At 50.5% G+C, this 16,101-nt stretch carries 13 protein-coding genes; 8 read left to right on the forward strand and 5 right to left on the reverse strand.

Annotated elements, in window-relative coordinates:
* Positions 1–49: 49 nt before the first annotated feature.
* A complete protein-coding gene (locus BW972_RS15065; RefSeq protein WP_076422741.1) occupies positions 50–1,180 on the reverse strand; it encodes a bifunctional 3-deoxy-7-phosphoheptulonate synthase/chorismate mutase type II in 1,131 nt (376 codons plus the stop codon).
* A 173-nt stretch (positions 1,181–1,353) separates the two neighbouring features.
* On the opposite strand from BW972_RS15065, the gene BW972_RS15070 reads away from it, so the two are divergent.
* Entirely contained in the window at positions 1,354–2,544 is a 1,191-nt protein-coding gene (locus BW972_RS15070) for a proline dehydrogenase family protein (RefSeq protein WP_076422742.1), read from the forward strand.
* Positions 2,545–2,712: 168 nt separating this feature from the next.
* On the opposite strand, the gene BW972_RS15075 is transcribed toward BW972_RS15070, so the two are convergent.
* Positions 2,713–2,952, reverse strand: coding sequence for a hypothetical protein (locus BW972_RS15075; protein ID WP_051017693.1), 240 nt, complete (start codon positions 2,950–2,952; stop codon positions 2,713–2,715).
* Between the two features lie 99 nt (positions 2,953–3,051).
* On the opposite strand from BW972_RS15075, the gene BW972_RS15080 reads away from it, so the two are divergent.
* The 5 genes from BW972_RS15080 to BW972_RS15100 all read left to right on the forward strand — a co-directional run bounded on the left by BW972_RS15080 (position 3,052) and on the right by BW972_RS15100 (position 7,156).
* Entirely contained in the window at positions 3,052–3,624 is a 573-nt protein-coding gene (locus tag BW972_RS15080; RefSeq protein ID WP_040573537.1) for an RNA polymerase sigma factor, read from the forward strand.
* A gap of 52 nt (positions 3,625–3,676) precedes the next feature.
* The gene (locus BW972_RS15085; RefSeq protein ID WP_076422743.1) at positions 3,677–4,774 is read left to right on the forward strand and encodes a S1 family peptidase; all 1,098 of its coding nucleotides are present in this window, start codon (positions 3,677–3,679) and stop codon (positions 4,772–4,774) included.
* A 249-nt stretch (positions 4,775–5,023) separates the two neighbouring features.
* Positions 5,024–5,620, forward strand: coding sequence for a fasciclin domain-containing protein (locus BW972_RS15090; protein ID WP_040573545.1), 597 nt, complete (start codon positions 5,024–5,026; stop codon positions 5,618–5,620).
* Positions 5,621–5,827: 207 nt separating this feature from the next.
* The gene (locus BW972_RS15095; protein WP_007653261.1) at positions 5,828–6,364 is read left to right on the forward strand and encodes a hypothetical protein; all 537 of its coding nucleotides are present in this window, start codon (positions 5,828–5,830) and stop codon (positions 6,362–6,364) included.
* Positions 6,365–6,571: 207 nt separating this feature from the next.
* Positions 6,572–7,156: a DUF4142 domain-containing protein gene (locus BW972_RS15100; RefSeq protein WP_007653258.1), complete on the forward strand. Its 585-nt coding sequence runs from the start codon at positions 6,572–6,574 to the stop codon at positions 7,154–7,156.
* A 44-nt stretch (positions 7,157–7,200) separates the two neighbouring features.
* Here BW972_RS15100 and BW972_RS15105 read toward each other — a convergent pair whose 3' ends face one another.
* Complete coding sequence (locus tag BW972_RS15105; RefSeq protein WP_007653256.1) at positions 7,201–7,764, reverse strand: arylesterase; 564 nt, start codon at positions 7,762–7,764, stop codon at positions 7,201–7,203.
* Positions 7,765–8,095: 331 nt separating this feature from the next.
* Between BW972_RS15105 and BW972_RS15110 the strand changes: the two genes are divergently transcribed.
* Both BW972_RS15110 and ggt read left to right on the forward strand, forming a co-directional pair.
* Positions 8,096–10,207, forward strand: a complete 2,112-nt coding sequence (locus tag BW972_RS15110) for a carboxy terminal-processing peptidase (protein WP_076422744.1) — start codon at positions 8,096–8,098, stop codon at positions 10,205–10,207.
* Between the two features lie 91 nt (positions 10,208–10,298).
* Entirely contained in the window at positions 10,299–12,038 is a 1,740-nt protein-coding gene (gene ggt, locus BW972_RS15115) for a gamma-glutamyltransferase (RefSeq protein ID WP_083674205.1), read from the forward strand.
* Positions 12,039–12,112: 74 nt separating this feature from the next.
* Here the strand turns inward: ggt and BW972_RS15120 are convergent, their stop codons facing one another.
* Together BW972_RS15120 and BW972_RS15125 are read right to left on the reverse strand one after the other, a co-directional pair.
* On the reverse strand, positions 12,113–12,499 hold the full coding sequence (locus tag BW972_RS15120; protein WP_007653251.1) for a hypothetical protein: 387 nt from the start codon (positions 12,497–12,499) through the stop codon (positions 12,113–12,115).
* Between the two features lie 153 nt (positions 12,500–12,652).
* A complete protein-coding gene (locus BW972_RS15125; protein WP_076422745.1) occupies positions 12,653–16,057 on the reverse strand; it encodes a T9SS-dependent choice-of-anchor J family protein in 3,405 nt (1,134 codons plus the stop codon).
* Between the last annotated feature and the right edge of the window lie 44 nt (positions 16,058–16,101).

Below are 16,101 nucleotides of genomic sequence, written 5' to 3' on the forward strand. Positions count from 1 at the left end.
ATAAGTTTAAGAAAAAGCATCGGAACCGGACCGACGTTCAGGTATACGCTTACGAAGCCTGTTCCGGCTTGGTATCAGGTTGCAATTCCGGATTTCCGGTCTGCATGATAATGGTTTGTTTCCGGATGGACTCTACATGAATCAGCTTGTAAAGCTCCTCCACAAAAATTGGGTTTATACCTGCTTCGGTTGCCCAGTCGGCACGGGTCCGAAAAATCTCCTTCCAACGCTCTAGCTGCAGCACCTGCACGTTGTTCTGTTTTTTATACTCCCCTATCTGTTCTACCAAGGCCATACGCTTAGCCAGGGCAGTGATAATATCATGGTCTGCGGCATCAATCTGCAGGCGCAATTCCTCCGCCCGGCTCACCAGTTCGGCATCATCATAATTGGTTTTGCGCACCTGCAGCTTGTCCAGAATTTCGGCCAGGGCTGCTGGTGTTACCTGCTGCTCCGGGTCGCTTAGGGCTTCTGCCGGATTGGGGTGAGTTTCAATCATCACGCCGTCATAGCCCATGTCGAGTGCTCTTTGCGACAATGGGTGTATCAGTTCGCGGGTGCCACCAATGTGACTCGGGTCCACGATCACAGGTAGACCCTGAAAATGTGCCTTCAGCTCGATGGGGATCTGCCATACCGGCAAGTTGCGGTACTTAGAGGGCTGGTAAGAAGAGAAGCCACGGTGAATGGCGGCCAGATCCGTTATACCTGACTGGTAAATGCGCTCAATCGCACCGATCCACAATGCCAGGTCCGGGTTCACGGGGTTTTTCACCATCACAGGCACTTGCACGCCCCTCAGCGCATCGGCTATTTCCTGCACGGCAAAGGGGTTTACAGTGGTGCGGGCACCGATCCAGAGTACGTCTATACCTTGCTTCAGTGCCTCCTCCACGTGCCGACCAGTAGCCACCTCAGTCGTTACGCGCATACCCAGTTCACGCTTCACGCGACCCAGCCACTCCAGTCCCAGCAGGCCTATACCTTCAAATGTGTTGGGCCGGGAACGCGGCTTCCAGATACCGGCCCGGAACAGGTGCACATTCAGCTTTTTCAGAGCCTCCGCCGTTTCCATCACCTGCTGTTCACTCTCAGCGCTGCAAGGTCCGGCAATGACCAGCGGTCTGCCCCGCCCGGCCAGCAAATCTGAGAAATATGTGTCTTTATTCTTGAAGTTCATGTGTGTCAATTGTCCATACAAAGGTACGACAATTACAACAGTTATGCAGCGGATCTAGTTTAAGGGTGTACTTGCACTGAAAAACAGTACAAAAATATCCCTTAAGTACCAGGTGTCCATAGTGTATAACTATAACGCATACACTATCTTTGCGCCGATTAACATGCTATTACATGAACCCGGTTACCAACGTTTCTTTCGACGATACAGCTGTCGCTTTTTCATCCAAGTCTGACGCTGAACTTTATAAAATGTACCTGCTGTTCAAGTCCATGAACAGCAACAAATTTGTTAAACTGGGTGGCAATCTGCTGAACACGGCTATTAAGCTACACTTGCCGGTTAAGTTTATCATCAAACCGACTATTTTCAATCACTTCTGCGGTGGCGAAACGATAGAGGAATCGGAGCGCGCCATCCGCGAGCTGGCCAAATATAATATCGGTACCATCCTGGACTATTCGGTAGAGGGTGAAGGCGTAGACAGAAGTTTTGATGAAACACGCGATGAGATCCTGCGCACGGTAGAGCGGGCACGGGGCAATAAGCACATCCCATTCTCGGTTTTTAAAGTAACCGGCCTGATGCGTACCGACCTATTAGAGAAAGTGCAGGCAGGCGAAAAGATGACGGCTGATGAGCAAGCGGCTTTTGAGCGTGGCCGCCAGCGTGTAAATGATATCTGCAAGCGTTGCTACGAAGCGGATGTGCGTGTGTTTGTGGACGCTGAGGAAAGCTGGTTCCAGGAAACGATCGACAACCTGGCCTATGAAATGATGGAACTCTATAACAAGAAGAAGGCTATCGTTTACAATACCTACCAACTTTACCGTCACGATCGCCTCGACGCACTGGTACGCGATTACGAAAACGCCGTAGCCAAAGACTATATACTGGGTGCAAAGCCTGTGCGTGGAGCCTACATGGAAAAAGAGCGTAAGCGTGCCGAAGAGCAAGGATACCCGAGCCCAATCAACCCGACTAAAGAGGCTTCTGACAAATTATACAACGACGGTCTTCGCTTCTGCATTGACCACATCGACCGCATTTCGCTTTGCGCCGGTACGCACAACGAAGACAGCTGCTACCTGCTCATGGAGCTGATGGATGATAAAGGTATAGCCCCGAATGATGAGCGTGTGTTCTTTGCCCAGCTTTTCGGTATGAGCGATAACCTGTCGTACAATTTGGCCAATGCGGGCTACAACGTAGCCAAGTATGTGCCTTACGGTCCGGTAGAGTCGGTAATGCCTTACCTGCTGCGTCGCGCTAACGAGAACACAGCCATTGCCGGCCAGAGCAGCCGTGAGTTCGGCCTGATCAGCAAAGAAATGGAGCGCCGCAAAACGGTGAAGCGTTTCTAGGCCAGTCCGGGTGCTTTTGCTCGAAGTGGTCGGCTTATAAATGGTATATTGCCATACCCCGAACTGTGTTGAGTCTGAACAGCCATAAAAATAAGAAGGCCCTGCATTGCTGCAGGGCCTTCTTATGTGTTTAGAACTATAAGGTATACTCTGTAGTTCTGCTATTAATTACTGTACAGTTACAGTAGTGTCAGCTTCAACTTCAACAGTAGTGTCAGCTTCAACTTCTTCAGTAACAACTTCTTCAGTCTCAACAACCTCAGTTTCTACAGCTTCAGTTTCAGTTGCAGTTTCTTCAGTGTTGCATGCTGTGAAAGCTACCAGGGCGAACGCTACGAAAGCGAATTTGAACAAATTTTTCATTTTGTGTTTGTGATTAAGTGTTTTGGTTTCGAATTTGAACTTCATACCGGAAACCCGGATAGGTAACCCGGTATTTTTTATTTTTTTAAAATATTTTTTTGTTGGGTTACAAAAAGCGGCCTGGCGTATTAAAAATAGAACGGCATGAGGAAGAGTTTGTACGAGACGGATGAGGCGATCATGGAGGGGATTCGGAATGACGATGACCGCGCACTCGCACATCTTTATAAGCTGCACTTCCCGATGATATCGCACTTCATCATTAGTAACAGTGGAACTGATGATGAGGCAAAAGACATTTACCAGGAAGGCGTAATTGTCTTCTACGAGAAGATAAAGGGAAACAGCCTGGAGCTTAGCTGCCAGATCAAGACCTACCTCTACTCCGTGTGCCGCAGGCTGTGGCTGAAGCGCCTGGCCGAAAAGGGCCGCTACGCCAACCGGATTGAGGACTCTGAGAATTACCTGAGCCTGGAAGAGGATGTGCCGCAGCACGAAGAGAATGAGCGACAGTTCAGTATGATGGCCGAGGCGTTGGAGCAGCTCGGTGAGCCTTGCCGCACCTTACTGGAGGACTTTTACATCCGGTCACAGGGCATGCAGGATATCGTGGAGAAGTTTGGCTATACGAACACCGATACAGCCAAAAACCAGAAGTACAAGTGCTTGCAACGCCTTAAAAAACTATTTTTTACCTCCTATAAACCAGAGGCATAGGATAGACCAGAATGAATTTTAGCACCTTATAAGAAGGTATTTTTATAAAACCATGTTTGACTACCGCATATACGAGCAAATAGAGCGCTACCTGGCCGGCACCATGCCTGCTGAGGAGAAAGCTGCCTTTGAGGCGCTGTTGCTCTCCGACCTGCGGCTTGCCGACCAGGTACAGGAGCACCGACAAGTATTGCAGGCAATGCAGCAGTACGGCCAGCGCCAGCAATTGCGCCATAAGCTTAGCACCATTCACACAGATATGGAAGCTGCTGAGCAGGGCATTACCAGTGAACTCACTGCCTGGAAAGTTTTCTTTAAGAAGCATGCCCAGACCATGGCGGTTGCCGCCAGCGTTTCTCTGTTGTCAGTATTTGGTACGCTTTGGAGTGTACAGCAAATAAAAGAACCTGTACAGCAGCAGACCGCCCGCTACATTGAACTTCGTCGTGAAGTAGAGAAGATCAAAAAAGAACAGCGTGCCATCATCAATGGTATTGCCAGCGCGGACGCGACAACTCCAGCCCCACGTACAGCCCGCTTCAGTGGCACTGGTTTCGCTATCAGCCCGGATGGATATATCGTTACCAGCTCACACGTTATCCAGGGTGCTGACTCTATCCTGATCGAGAACAAGGCTGGCCTTAAGTTTAAGGTAACCGAAGTGCACCGCAACACAGATTATGACCTGTCGATTCTGAAAGTAGAGGATCCGGCCTTTGCTGGTTTCAGCAAGCTACCTTATACCTTCAAAACAGCTTCTTCTGATTTGGGTGAGCGCGTCTATACGCTTGGCTTCCCGCGTGAAGACATTGTGTTTGGCGAGGGTTCGCTGAGCTCAGCCTCCGGCTTCGAGGGCGATACCACTTCCTATCAGATCTCTATACCGCTCAACCCAGGTAACAGTGGCGGACCGCTGCTCGATGACAAAGGCAACATCATTGGAGTGATCAATGGCAAGCAGGCAGGTCAGGAAGGTGCCGCTTTCGCTGTCAAATCATCCTACCTGCTTCAGATGGTGAACGAAATGAAAGAGCGTGAAGCCGGCCTGGCAGTTAGTCTACCACAGCAAAATAACCTGAATGGCACTTCCCGCACACAGCAACTCAAGAAACTTCAGGACTATATCTTCGTCGTAAAAGTTTATAATTAAGACACATTAGTATTGTTTTATTACAATACCAAGAAGGACTATCTGCAACTCACACGCAGATAGTCCTTCTTTTTTATAACTTTTTTAAAAAGATACAGTTAAATAAACAATGTACAGCCCGACCAAAGGGGTACAATTTGTTAAATCGTGAACTATAAAAAAATAACTATGAAAATGCGAATGCTAAAACCTTTTGCTGCTGTTTTTGCGACAGGCTTTTTATTTAGCTGCGCCAGCAGTAATGATACAATGGACACAACCGCCATGGACGAGACAACAACCATGAGCGAAACTACAACCATGGCCGGTAATGATGCCACCATGGATACAGAAGTAACTACTGATGCCACTACCGGTACTACAAACATGGAGGCCTCCGCTACTATGGATGCCAATGCCGAAACCAGCTCGATGGCTATACTTGATGCAGCCAGAACCAGAAGCGACATTTCTACATTTATGGAACTGGTACAGTCTGCCAATATTTCAAGAGCTTTTGAGCAGGAAGGTGAGTTCACCATCTTCGCTCCGAACAACGAAGCATTTGAACAACTCCCTGCAGGTCAGTTAGAGTACCTGAAAAAACCTGAGAACAGAAATGAATTGATCCAGATTCTGCAGGCCCACATTATTGCGGGTAAGGTAACTACCGCTCAACTGGAAACAAACCAACGTATTCAGGTAGGCCAGGACGACTACATCGAGATAGGTACAGCCGGTGCCAACCCGAATGCCTTTACCATTGGCGGAGCCAACATCGTAGAGTCTAACATTGAAGCAAACAACGGTGTGATTCACGTAGTTGACCGTGTACTTGTAACTGCTGACCGTGTATCAGAAGAATAATTAACACTATAATATACAAATAAGAAAGCCTTCCAACACGGAAGGCTTTCTTATTTGTAAGCACTTAAAATTATCTCAATTATACTTATCTACGTGAAGCATGGCCCTATTCCGTAACCATAGAGTTGAGCAGCCGTTACTATAAACTAGTCTGCAAAAAGAGCAGGCATTCATTATCATACTAATATAAACTAAATAAAATAAGCTATGAACAGACAAGACAACGCGAACATGATGACAGCTATGTTCCGGGACCGTGACAGCGCAGAACGCGCTTATGAAGAACTACGCGCACGCGGTTATGACAAGGATGATATCAATGTGGTGATGTCGGACGAGGGTCGTAAGCGTCACTTCAGTGATGACGTGGACCGTGATGGAGACACCGAACTGGGAAATAAATCACTGGAGGGCGCCGGAGCCGGATCAGCAATCGGTGGTACACTTGGTGCTATTGTAGGTGCTGTGGCAGCCATTGGTACTTCAGTGGCTATACCTGGCCTGGGTCTGGTTGTGGCTGGTCCGTTGGCGGCTGGTCTGGCCGGTGCCGGAGCGGGCGGTCTGACAGGTGGCCTGCTGGGTGCGCTGGTAGGCGCCGGTATACCTGAAGAACGCGCCAAGGTATATGAAGAAGGCGTGAAGGAAGGTAATATCGTGTTGGGCTTTAACCCACGTTCGCCAGAAGACGCACGCTACTTCGAGGATCACTTCCAGAAGAACCGCGGAGAGCATATTTATTACTAAGGTTTTATACCTTACATAAAACATTACATAAAACAAAGGCTTGGCTTTTCCCTTGTGGCGAAGTCGAGCCTTTGTTTTTCTATACCTTTTCCTGCTATGCACTTTCGCCTGCAAATGCCTTGCTGCGGAATAATCCGAACATACACGCACTGTTTTTCCGTATGCCCTTAAAAACATGTAGAAATAACAAAAAGCAAAAATAAGACTATGAAAAACCTATGGATGGCAGCCACCCTCACATTGGGCGCGCTCGCCTTTGCATCCTGTAGCTCTGACACACAGGAAACAGACACCACCGCAAACGTAGACACGGAACTGAATACAACTGCCGCAGCCGACACCACCCTGAACGAAGACAAGAGGGAGTTTATGAGCAAGGCACACAGCATCAGCACACAACAGGTGGAGCTGGGCAAACTGGCAGCTGAAAGAGGTGTGACTACGCAGGTGCGTGAGTATGGGCAGCAAATGGTAGACCTCTATTCTAAGAAACTGGAAGAGTTACAGGATATGTCCAGGCAGTACAGCACAACACCGCCTCAGCAAATGGAAGAAGACCATGCAGGACGTGTGCAGGAGCTGCGTGACAAAAACACCGATGAGTTTGATCAGTCCTACTGGGATACCGTGGTGGACGCGCATAAAGATGCCCTCAGTGAATTTGAAGATAATGTGAAAGACATTGAGGAAACGGACAATACAACCTTCAACCTGTGGGCCCGCAATACCACAAAAGAGATCCGGGCACAGATGGAAAATGCCATGCGTTTCAGGCAGGATTACAAAAACTAAGTTAACAGAGAGACAGGCGGTGCAGCATGCATCGCCTGTTTTGTTTAAATATTTTGCTTAATGATACCCTCCAGTACTGTCCAGGTATGGCGGGCCAGTATTTTTTGGCCCTCTGCATTGGGATGCACGCCATCCGGCAGATTAAGATGCCGCATACCGGCCACGCCTTCCAGTAAGAAAGGGACAAAGGTCACATTATTCCTGATAGCCAATTCTCTGAAAAGCTTTCTGAACTCAGCTGCGTAGCGCCCTGGCACAATGTCAGGAAACTCCATACCTGACAAAATAATCTGCGCATCCGGATGTTTGTGCTTTACCTTGTCAATGATCTGCTGCAAATTTTGAGAGGTTTCCCGGGCAGGTATACCCCGCAGTCCGTCATTGGCACCAAGAGCCAGCACAAAAATATCGATTGGAGCAGCCAGCCAGCGATCGAGCCGGTACAGGCCACTGGAAGTGGTGTCGCCGCTGATGCCCGCATTGATCACTGTATAGTCATCATACCCTTCTTCTTTCAGCTTTTCCTGTATCAGAGACGGGTAGGCCTGTGCCGTGGGCAACCCGTATCCCGCTGTCAGGCTGTCTCCGAAAAAAAGAATTGTCTTCATAGTCATTTAATCTTGGCTATACCTGCATCAGCACGTGCTCCCCTGGTTATCAAGGCCGTATGAATGCGACTGCAACCCTTACGTTCCAGATACAATTTTCCGGGCCTGGGCATGCTCCGGAAACGAAAAAAAAGAGATAACAGTTATATAAAGAAGTGAGGCTTTCCGTAAAACAAGAAGGTGGTCTCCTTGTTTTATCATAAGCTGAAGCGCTGCTTTGCGATAAAGCTATATTTATACTACATTAGGACTCGCCTTAAAGAATTGCTCGTGGCCTCATCTACGGCACTACTTTTGCGTAGAGAATATGTGGTCCAACAAACTAAATTAGATGCTATCCTTGACAACCAGATTAAAAATATTTCTTTCTGTACTGGCCGTGATCTTACTCACGGGTTCTTTTATCCTGTACAGCAAAAACAGTACACCTGCCGGTAAAAACGAAATTCTGATCAAAGCCCTGATGCAGGGTTTGAGCACCATGCACTATAAGCCGAAGAAGGTAGACGATAATTTTTCTAAAAAAGCCTTTAAGCTATACCTGGATCGTCTGGACTTCAACAAGAAGTTCCTGCTCGAGTCAGATGTGGCTATGCTGCGCCAGTACGAAACCCAGTTGGATGACCAGTTGCGTGCCGGCTCTTTTGAGTTCTTTGATATTTCGGCTGACCTGATCGAGAAGCGCACCAAAGAGTCTGAGGCCTTCTACAAAGAGATTCTGGCCAAGCCATTTGACTTTTCAAAGGAGGAGAGCATTGAACTGGATGGTAAAAAGCTAAAATATGCCAAAGACAAAAACGAGCTGAAAGAAGCCTGGAGAAAGCAGCTGAAGTACCAGACACTAGTGCGCCTGGCTGAAATGCAGAAGCAACAGGAAAAAGCCACGGCTAGCACTGACAGCAAAGAAACCCGCAAAACGCCGGAGCAATTGGAAGCTGAAGCCCGAGACAAAGTGATGACAGCTTACAACGAGCTTTACAAACGATTGGCGCAGGTTACGCGCGACGATCGCCGCTCCACTTATATCAATGCGGTGGCCAACGTATACGATCCGCATACAGGCTACTTCCCTCCGAAAGCTAAAAAAGATTTTGATATTGAGTTTACCGGCCGACTGGAAGGTATAGGCGCCTCTTTGCAAGAAAAAGACGGTCAGATAAAAGTACTTGAAATCGTACCGGGAAGCCCTTCTTACATGCAAGGCGATCTGAAGCCGGGCGACGCTATCCAGAAAGTAGCGCAAGGCAGCGGTGATCCGGTATTGGTAGAAGGTATGCGCCTGGACGACGCGATCCAGTTGATCCGTGGTAAGAAAGGAACTGAAGTACGCCTGACCGTACGCAAGCCGGATGGTAGCACACGTATTATCCCAATTGTGCGTGACGTGATCGTGTTTGAAGAGACTTATGCGCAGAGTGCTATGATCGATGACAAGCAGAAGATTGGCTATATCAAGCTTCCTGGCTTCTATGCTGACTTTGAGCGTAATGGTGGCCGTAACAGTGGTGCCGACGTGAAGGCTGAAATCGAGAAATTGAAAGCAGCAGGTATGCAAGGCCTCGTACTGGACCTGCGTAACAACGGTGGTGGCTCCCTGGCAGATGCCGTTGAGATGGCAGGCTTGTTCATTGAGCAGGGCCCGATCGTACAGGTTCGTACCTCTTCTGGCAAGACTGTCGTACTGGATGACCGTGACCCGGAAGTACAGTATACTGGTCCGCTGGTGATCATGGTGAACTCTAACAGTGCTTCGGCTTCTGAAATTCTGGCAGCAGCCATGCAGGACTACAAGCGTGCTGTTATCGTAGGTACACCTACTTTTGGTAAAGGTACTGTACAGCAGTTCGTGGAAATTGACGAAGCCCTGCCATCACAGTTTGACCCGTACAAGCCTTTCGGTGCGCTGAAGCTGACGATCCAGAAGTTCTACCGCATCAACGGTGGTACTACGCAGCTGCGTGGTGTAACGCCTGACGTTATTCTGCCAGACGCTTACAGCTACCTTGAGTTTGGTGAGAAAGAGCAGGATTATGCGCTTCCGTTTGACGAAATTTCTCCGGCACGTTATAAGCCATGGACCCGCACTAAGCTAAACATACCGGCCATACAGTCGAACAGCAAGAGCCGTGTTGCAGGAAACGAGAGCTTCAAAGTAATTCAGCAGAGCGGCGAAAGACTGAAAAAACAGTCTGATATCACAACCCGGTCACTGAGCATGAAGAAGTACATGGAAGAAGAGAAAAAGAGCGAAGCTGCAAACAAACAGTTAGAAGAAGCTCAGAAAAATGTTCCGGTGCTGAACGTGTCACGTTTGAAAACAGATCTGCAGGCTATCTCAGGTGACACTGCCAAGATGGCCCGTAACAAAGACTTCCTGAAGTCGCTGCAGAAGGACGTGTATGTAGAAGAATCCGTAGCGATCATTAAAAATGACTTGAAGTAATTGCCTTCAATTGGTAATAAGGAGAAAGCCGGCTATGCAGATAGCCGGCTTTTTTTTATTTTGCATCTTCGCCTCAACTAGAACAATATTCATGAAACACCTCAACCTGCTTCAAGGCTTCCGAACGAAGCGTTACACCCTTACATGTTTTACAGCAGTCCTCCTCTCCTTTTCGGCTTGCGCGCCCCGTCCTCAAACTCAGTCTGAGGCCGCTAAGCAAGGCGTAGTTGCTGACAAAGCCATGGTGGTTTCCGCTCACCCGGACGCCTCTAACATCGGTTTAGAGATACTGCGCAAAGGCGGCAATGCCTATGACGCAGCCATCGCCACACAGTTTGCCCTGGCCGTTTGCTATCCGGTTGCCGGCAACATCGGTGGAGGTGGCTTTCTGGTATACCGCCATCATACTGGCGAAACCGGAGCACTCGACTTCAGGGAGAAAGCTCCCGCAGCTGCTCACCGCGATATGTACCTGGACTCACTGGGCAATGTGATACCTGACCTGAGCTTGATGGGCCACCTGGCAGCAGGTGTACCTGGCTCTGTAGATGGCATGATCAAGCTGCACGAAAAGCTTGGTTCGATGTCATTTGCCGAACTGGTGCAGCCTTCGATTGACCTGGCTCGTCGCGGCGTGGTGCTCACTGAACGTGAGGCACGCATGCTGAACAATGCCCGGGAGCGGATGATCAGGTATAACAAGCACACTCCCTACCTCACCCGTGCACAGGCCTGGCAGGCCGGTGACACCCTCTTTCACCTCGACCTGGCCCGCACCCTGGAGCGCATCCGTGACAAAGGTCGTGAGGGCTTCTACGCTGGTGAAACGGCTGACCTGATCGTAAAAGAAATGCAGCGCGGCGGCGGACTGGTTTCACACCAAGACCTGCGTGACTATAATGCCGTATGGCGTACGCCTATTACAGGGCAGTACAAGAACCTGAAAGTCACTTCCATGTCGCCCCCTTCGAGCGGAGGTATAGCCCTTATGCAGCTGCTGACCATGGTAGAGCCTTACGACCTGAAAGATTACGGCTGGCAGCAGCCTCAGACCATACAGGTGATGACCGAAGCCAAGCGTCGGGTATACGCAGACCGTGCCACCTATCTTGGCGATCCGGATTTTTATAAAGTGCCCAGCAGCGGCCTGTTAGATCGTAGCTACCTGCAGGAGCGCATGCAGAACGTGAGTATGGAGCGTGCCACACCTTCGTCAGAGGTGAAAGCTGGCGACTTACCGGTTTATGAATCAGATCAAACTACCCATTTCAGCATTGTCGATCAGTTTGGCAACGCCGCTTCCATAACTACAACCATCAACGGTGGCTATGGATCCATGGTGGTGGTAGAAGGTGCTGGTTTCCTGCTCAACAACGAAATGGACGACTTCAGCGCAAAACCTGGTGTCCCGAATATGTTTGGCCTGATCGGAGGTGAAGCAAACTCTGTGCAACCCGGCAAACGTATGCTTAGTGCCATGACACCGACCATACTGGAAAAAGACGGCAAACTCTTCATGGTCGTAGGCACTCCGGGTGGCTCAACCATCATCACCTCTGTTTTCCAAACGATCCTGAACGTAGTGGAGCACGGTATGACCATGCAGGAAGCCGTGGCTGCTCCCCGCTTCCATCATCAGTGGCTGCCTGACGAGATACAACATGAACCGGATGCCATCTCTCCTGAGGTAAGGGCTGTGCTTGAGAGCAAGGGCTATAAGCTGAAGCAAAGAGGCAAGTACGGCGCCGTGGAAGGTATACTAGTGCTGCCAAACGGCAAGTTGGAAGGTGGTGCCGACCCTCGTGGTGACGACACAGCCGTTGGTTTTTAACAGGCATAGCATCATACAAAAAGAGCCCGCAGATATAGCATCTGCGGGCTCTTTCTTTTCATACAAGGTATACCTTAGCTATTCTTGCGCTTCTCGATGAAGCCCCCAATGTAGGTGGCCATTGCGGCTATACCTGTGGTACTCATGAGCCCAAAGATCAGTTTGCGTCGATTTAAGGTGGCAGGGTCAAATTTCGTTTCTGTCTCCACATCCGGCACGGCAGCTTGCAGGAACGAACGCAGCGTTTGGACCAGCAAGAGACCGGTAATCCCCACTGCTACGTGCGCCATTTTTTGGTCACCTTTCTCCAGGTTTTTGCTCAGCAGCAGCAGTCCGCTTCCGGCTATTGCAGGTATAAGTGCTGTCTTTGGACGTTTCTCGTTCATAAAATAGCTACTCAGGCCAGAGCCAATAAGGGTAGCAGCATGCACATTGTTTATAATTTGCGGTTTGTCTGTCATAGTCATTTCTTTTGGTTCGTCTACTTCATACCGATTGCTTCACGGCTGGGTTATACCTGTATGAACGACTTCACCTGTAGAACTGCTATATCTGCACACAAAAAAGCGGCCTGCCGCATGACGGTAGGCCGCTTCCTAGTAAAGTAAATTCGCTTAGTTTCTCACCAGTTTGGCCTGGTATACCTTGCCTTGTACCAACACCTGCACATAGTACATACCATTGCGCAGGCCGGCTACCTTCTCGTTCAGCTGCTGCTGCACGCTGCTCAGGTTACCGCCCAGTTCGTACATTTTGGTGCCGTTGGCAGAGCGCAGCTCCAGCGTCATCTCTTCCAGCACCGATACTTCGGCCGGCAACGAGATGTTCACCACAGCGCCCTGTGTCGGGTTCGGATACAGACGGAAGGCCAGCTCCTGGCCATTGGCTATACCTACCGGGAAGTCGTTGTCGCGGATGGCGAGCGTGAAGCTGCGGGCGGCGGCTGCCATACCCAGGTCCGTTGTCACATTGTTGATGTAGAACGACACCTGCTCGGTTGGCTCTGTCAGCTTGTCGTCTGCTATGCTTACCTCGAACGAAGCAGTTGAAGCGTAGGCAGGCACCTCCACGGCGATTACGTTGCTGGCGGCCACCGGGGCGGTCGTGTAATCAACGGCAGTGGCGGTTGCGCCGTCTTTCACCGTCAGGTATACGGTATGAGCCTTTGGCTGCGCGGCCGAGATGTTCATGGTCACAGTGACAGGTGCATCGCCCTCTGTGGCAGTCAGGGTTGGTGCTGAGAAAGCAACCGCTGGCGTAGCCCCGAAGCTGAAGCGGGCTGAAACCGGCACGTGGTCCGACGTAGTATTTCTGTAGTTCGGAATCAGGCTCAGCAGCTGGTTCTCAATCGCAATCGACTCCTCAATGTATTCATCCACCAAAGACTTCGATACGATGATGTGGTCCAGGAAGCTCTGGAAAGAGCCCGAGGCATAGGTGTAACCACCGGCTACGCTCAGGTCGTAGGTCAGGGCTTTATAGTTGCTGTCGAGCACAAACGAGTTCAGGGAAGAAGGCAGGTTGTTCACTACAGACACATCCACATCCTCGTTCATGTCGCCCAGCATCACCAGGTTCACGTTCGGGTACTGTGCTGCCAGGCTGTCCTTCAATACCTGCACGTCGTACTTGCGCTGGTTGTAAGGCGTCACGTTGGTGCCGGAGTTGGCACGGGTATGGAGGTTCACCACGTAGATCTGCTGTGTCACGCCGTTTACGGTGGCTTCCAGTTCTACCAGCAATGGCAGGCGACCACTGGCCCAGAAGCTGGTCTGCGCTGCAGGGTAGTCAGGTAACGTAGCTGTACCAGCTAGCACGTCCTGATACAGTTTGTGGAGCAGCACTTTCTGGCTCTTCACTTTTACTACATCTTTCTTGTAAGCGACATAAAGCTTCTGTGGCACCAGATTGCGGCTTGGGTCCCAGGAGTAGGAATGCACATCAGAGCGAACAAAATCATAAGCAGGGAGTTCTGCCATCAGGCTAACCATGGCAGCATCGTTCGCAATTTCCTGGAAGGCAATGATGTCAGCGTCCAGTGTTTGAAGGGCTTTTTTAGCATTGGCGAACTGTAGTTCCTCGTTATCCGGACCAAGTTCTTGGCCTCTGTCGTCTTTGTCAGCGCCAAACCACTCCAGGTTCCAGGACACGATATCCAGCGTGCTGCTCTTTGGCAGGGAGGTGCCAGTCAGGACTCCTTTCACTACGGTGAAGTCGCCGCTCGAGTAAGTCAGCTGGCCAGTGGAGCGCAGCTTGGTGCTGCCTGGCTTGTAGCGTACGTACACTTGATTCGTGGCGCCTGTCTCAGCAGCAGTGTAAAAGAGAGAGGAAGCGTAGGTCTGGCCGTTCTTGGAAAGCTCGAAATCGGTTCCTACAGACAGGGTCATGCCTGCCGGGTAGCCCAGTGCTGAGAAATTGAAGGTATAGGGAGCTGATGCGTTCGGTACTTCCACCAGACCGAAATCAACGCTGAACTCGTTGGCTACCAGCAGTTGGTCTACGTTCTCAACGGCAAAGTCGTCCAGCGTCCAACGAGCGGCATTCAGGTCCACACCGGAGGTATAGACGAAGGCTACATGCACCGCAGTGCCTTTGTAGGCCGTCAGGTTCACGATGGATTGTTTCCAAACGTCAGAAGCGGCAGCCGGGAAGTCGCCATTCAGCTCGGTCCAGGTGGCAGTGGCTGGTGCGCTGGTGCCATCGTAGTTTGTCGACACCATCAGTTTCAGACCAGGGCCCTGGAAGGCGGTTCTGGTCCAGAAGGAAAGGGCGGCAATGTTAAAGGCAGACAAATCCAGTGCAGGCGAAATCAGCCAGTCCTCGTTGTCGCGGGCACTGCCGGCAAAGCCGTTAATCTGCACACCGTTGTTGCGTCCGCTGGTTTCAGTTTCTCTACCGAAAGTCGTGCAGCCCCATACCTGGTCGCCGGTTACGCTGTAGGCCTTCCAGCCACCTGGCAGTGCGGTACCGCAGTTGTTGAAGTTCTGTACATACGGGCTAACCGCATTGGCTGACAGCTCAGTTACAGCCGTGGCTATACCTGTACCGCTATGCGCAATTGTGCCAGTCAAGGCTCCTAAAATAGTTGGCGTCACGCGTACAAACACGGTTGGGTTGGCAGCCATCTCCTCAGCAGAGAAAGAGATGCTGGCAGCGAAACCAGATGTAGCTTGCTTGGAGACCATAAAGCCACCAGTAGCCGATAGTTGTACGTTGCCGGTGATGTTGGCGCTGGCCAAGGTATAGGAAGAAACGTTTGGCTGGTTCAACACCACATCGCCAAAAGCCAGTGATGCCGGAGCCAGCACGATGGGGTTCTTGCTGTCGCTCAGGCTGCTCACTTCGATATTGTCTACGGCAAAGCTCGGTCTGGAACCGCCGCCGCTTATTTGGCGGGATGCCCAGCGCAGCTGCACCACTTCCTGGTTTTCAGCCGCCTCTGGTAGGGTTATAGTAAAAGTCTCTAATTTTTGTGGCGCTGTGTTACCACTCGTAGTCCACTTTTCTGTGTTGTTCTGGTACGCAGTGCCGTCCAGGTTGATAAAATCGCCGCTTGTACCAACGCGGTACTGCAGCACCACTTCGTTGATACGCGTGTTGCTACCGCCATCATACGGATTGCGTAGCGTCATCATCTCAAACGACACTTTCACGGCCTGTTTTTGCTGGGTGCTGATGGCGAACGCCAGGCTTAGGTCAACCGACCCACTGTTCAGAAAGCCTATTTTGCCATTGTAGTTATGAACGGCGCCGTTGGTAGTAGTGGATGTGCTACCTCCCAGCATCGCTCTGTCTGCAGTTGCCGGAGTCGTTCTGAAGTTCGCGCCAGGACTAGTAGACAATAACCATCCCTGCCATCCGTCAGGATAAGCAGTGGACGCATGCTCCAGGCTGGAGAAGTCCTGCGAGTAAGGCAGCGACTGTGGCTGCGGATTGGTCTGCGCTAATGCTTCGCCGCCAGCCAAAAAGGCACAGCAGGCCAGCACAAAAGCAGACGCCTTGTGTAAATGTTTAAACATAGATATAAGAGAGATTTGATTGGTGACGTGTGAGGCGCACGAAA

This window comes from Pontibacter lucknowensis (assembly GCF_900156415.1).
Classification (GTDB): Bacteria; Bacteroidota; Bacteroidia; order Cytophagales; family Hymenobacteraceae; genus Pontibacter; species Pontibacter lucknowensis.

Excerpts from the sequence above, each read along its gene's own strand:
- BW972_RS15110 (WP_076422744.1), top strand. The coding sequence starts at position 8,096 with ATGCTATCCTTGACAACCAGATTAAAAATATTTCTTTCTGTACTGGCC.
- BW972_RS15090 (WP_040573545.1), top strand. The coding sequence starts at position 5,024 with ATGGACACAACCGCCATGGACGAGACAACAACCATGAGCGAAACTACA.
- BW972_RS15105 (WP_007653256.1), bottom strand. The coding sequence starts at position 7,764 with ATGAAGACAATTCTTTTTTTCGGAGACAGCCTGACAGCGGGATACGGG.
- BW972_RS15065 (WP_076422741.1), bottom strand. The coding sequence starts at position 1,180 with ATGAACTTCAAGAATAAAGACACATATTTCTCAGATTTGCTGGCCGGG.
- BW972_RS15075 (WP_051017693.1), bottom strand. The coding sequence starts at position 2,952 with ATGAAGTTCAAATTCGAAACCAAAACACTTAATCACAAACACAAAATG.
- BW972_RS15085 (WP_076422743.1), top strand. The coding sequence starts at position 3,677 with ATGTTTGACTACCGCATATACGAGCAAATAGAGCGCTACCTGGCCGGC.
- BW972_RS15070 (WP_076422742.1), top strand. The coding sequence starts at position 1,354 with ATGAACCCGGTTACCAACGTTTCTTTCGACGATACAGCTGTCGCTTTT.
- BW972_RS15120 (WP_007653251.1), bottom strand. The coding sequence starts at position 12,499 with ATGACAGACAAACCGCAAATTATAAACAATGTGCATGCTGCTACCCTT.
- BW972_RS15125 (WP_076422745.1), bottom strand. The coding sequence starts at position 16,057 with ATGTTTAAACATTTACACAAGGCGTCTGCTTTTGTGCTGGCCTGCTGT.
- BW972_RS15095 (WP_007653261.1), top strand. The coding sequence starts at position 5,828 with ATGAACAGACAAGACAACGCGAACATGATGACAGCTATGTTCCGGGAC.
- ggt (WP_083674205.1), top strand. The coding sequence starts at position 10,299 with ATGAAACACCTCAACCTGCTTCAAGGCTTCCGAACGAAGCGTTACACC.
- BW972_RS15100 (WP_007653258.1), top strand. The coding sequence starts at position 6,572 with ATGAAAAACCTATGGATGGCAGCCACCCTCACATTGGGCGCGCTCGCC.
- BW972_RS15080 (WP_040573537.1), top strand. The coding sequence starts at position 3,052 with ATGAGGAAGAGTTTGTACGAGACGGATGAGGCGATCATGGAGGGGATT.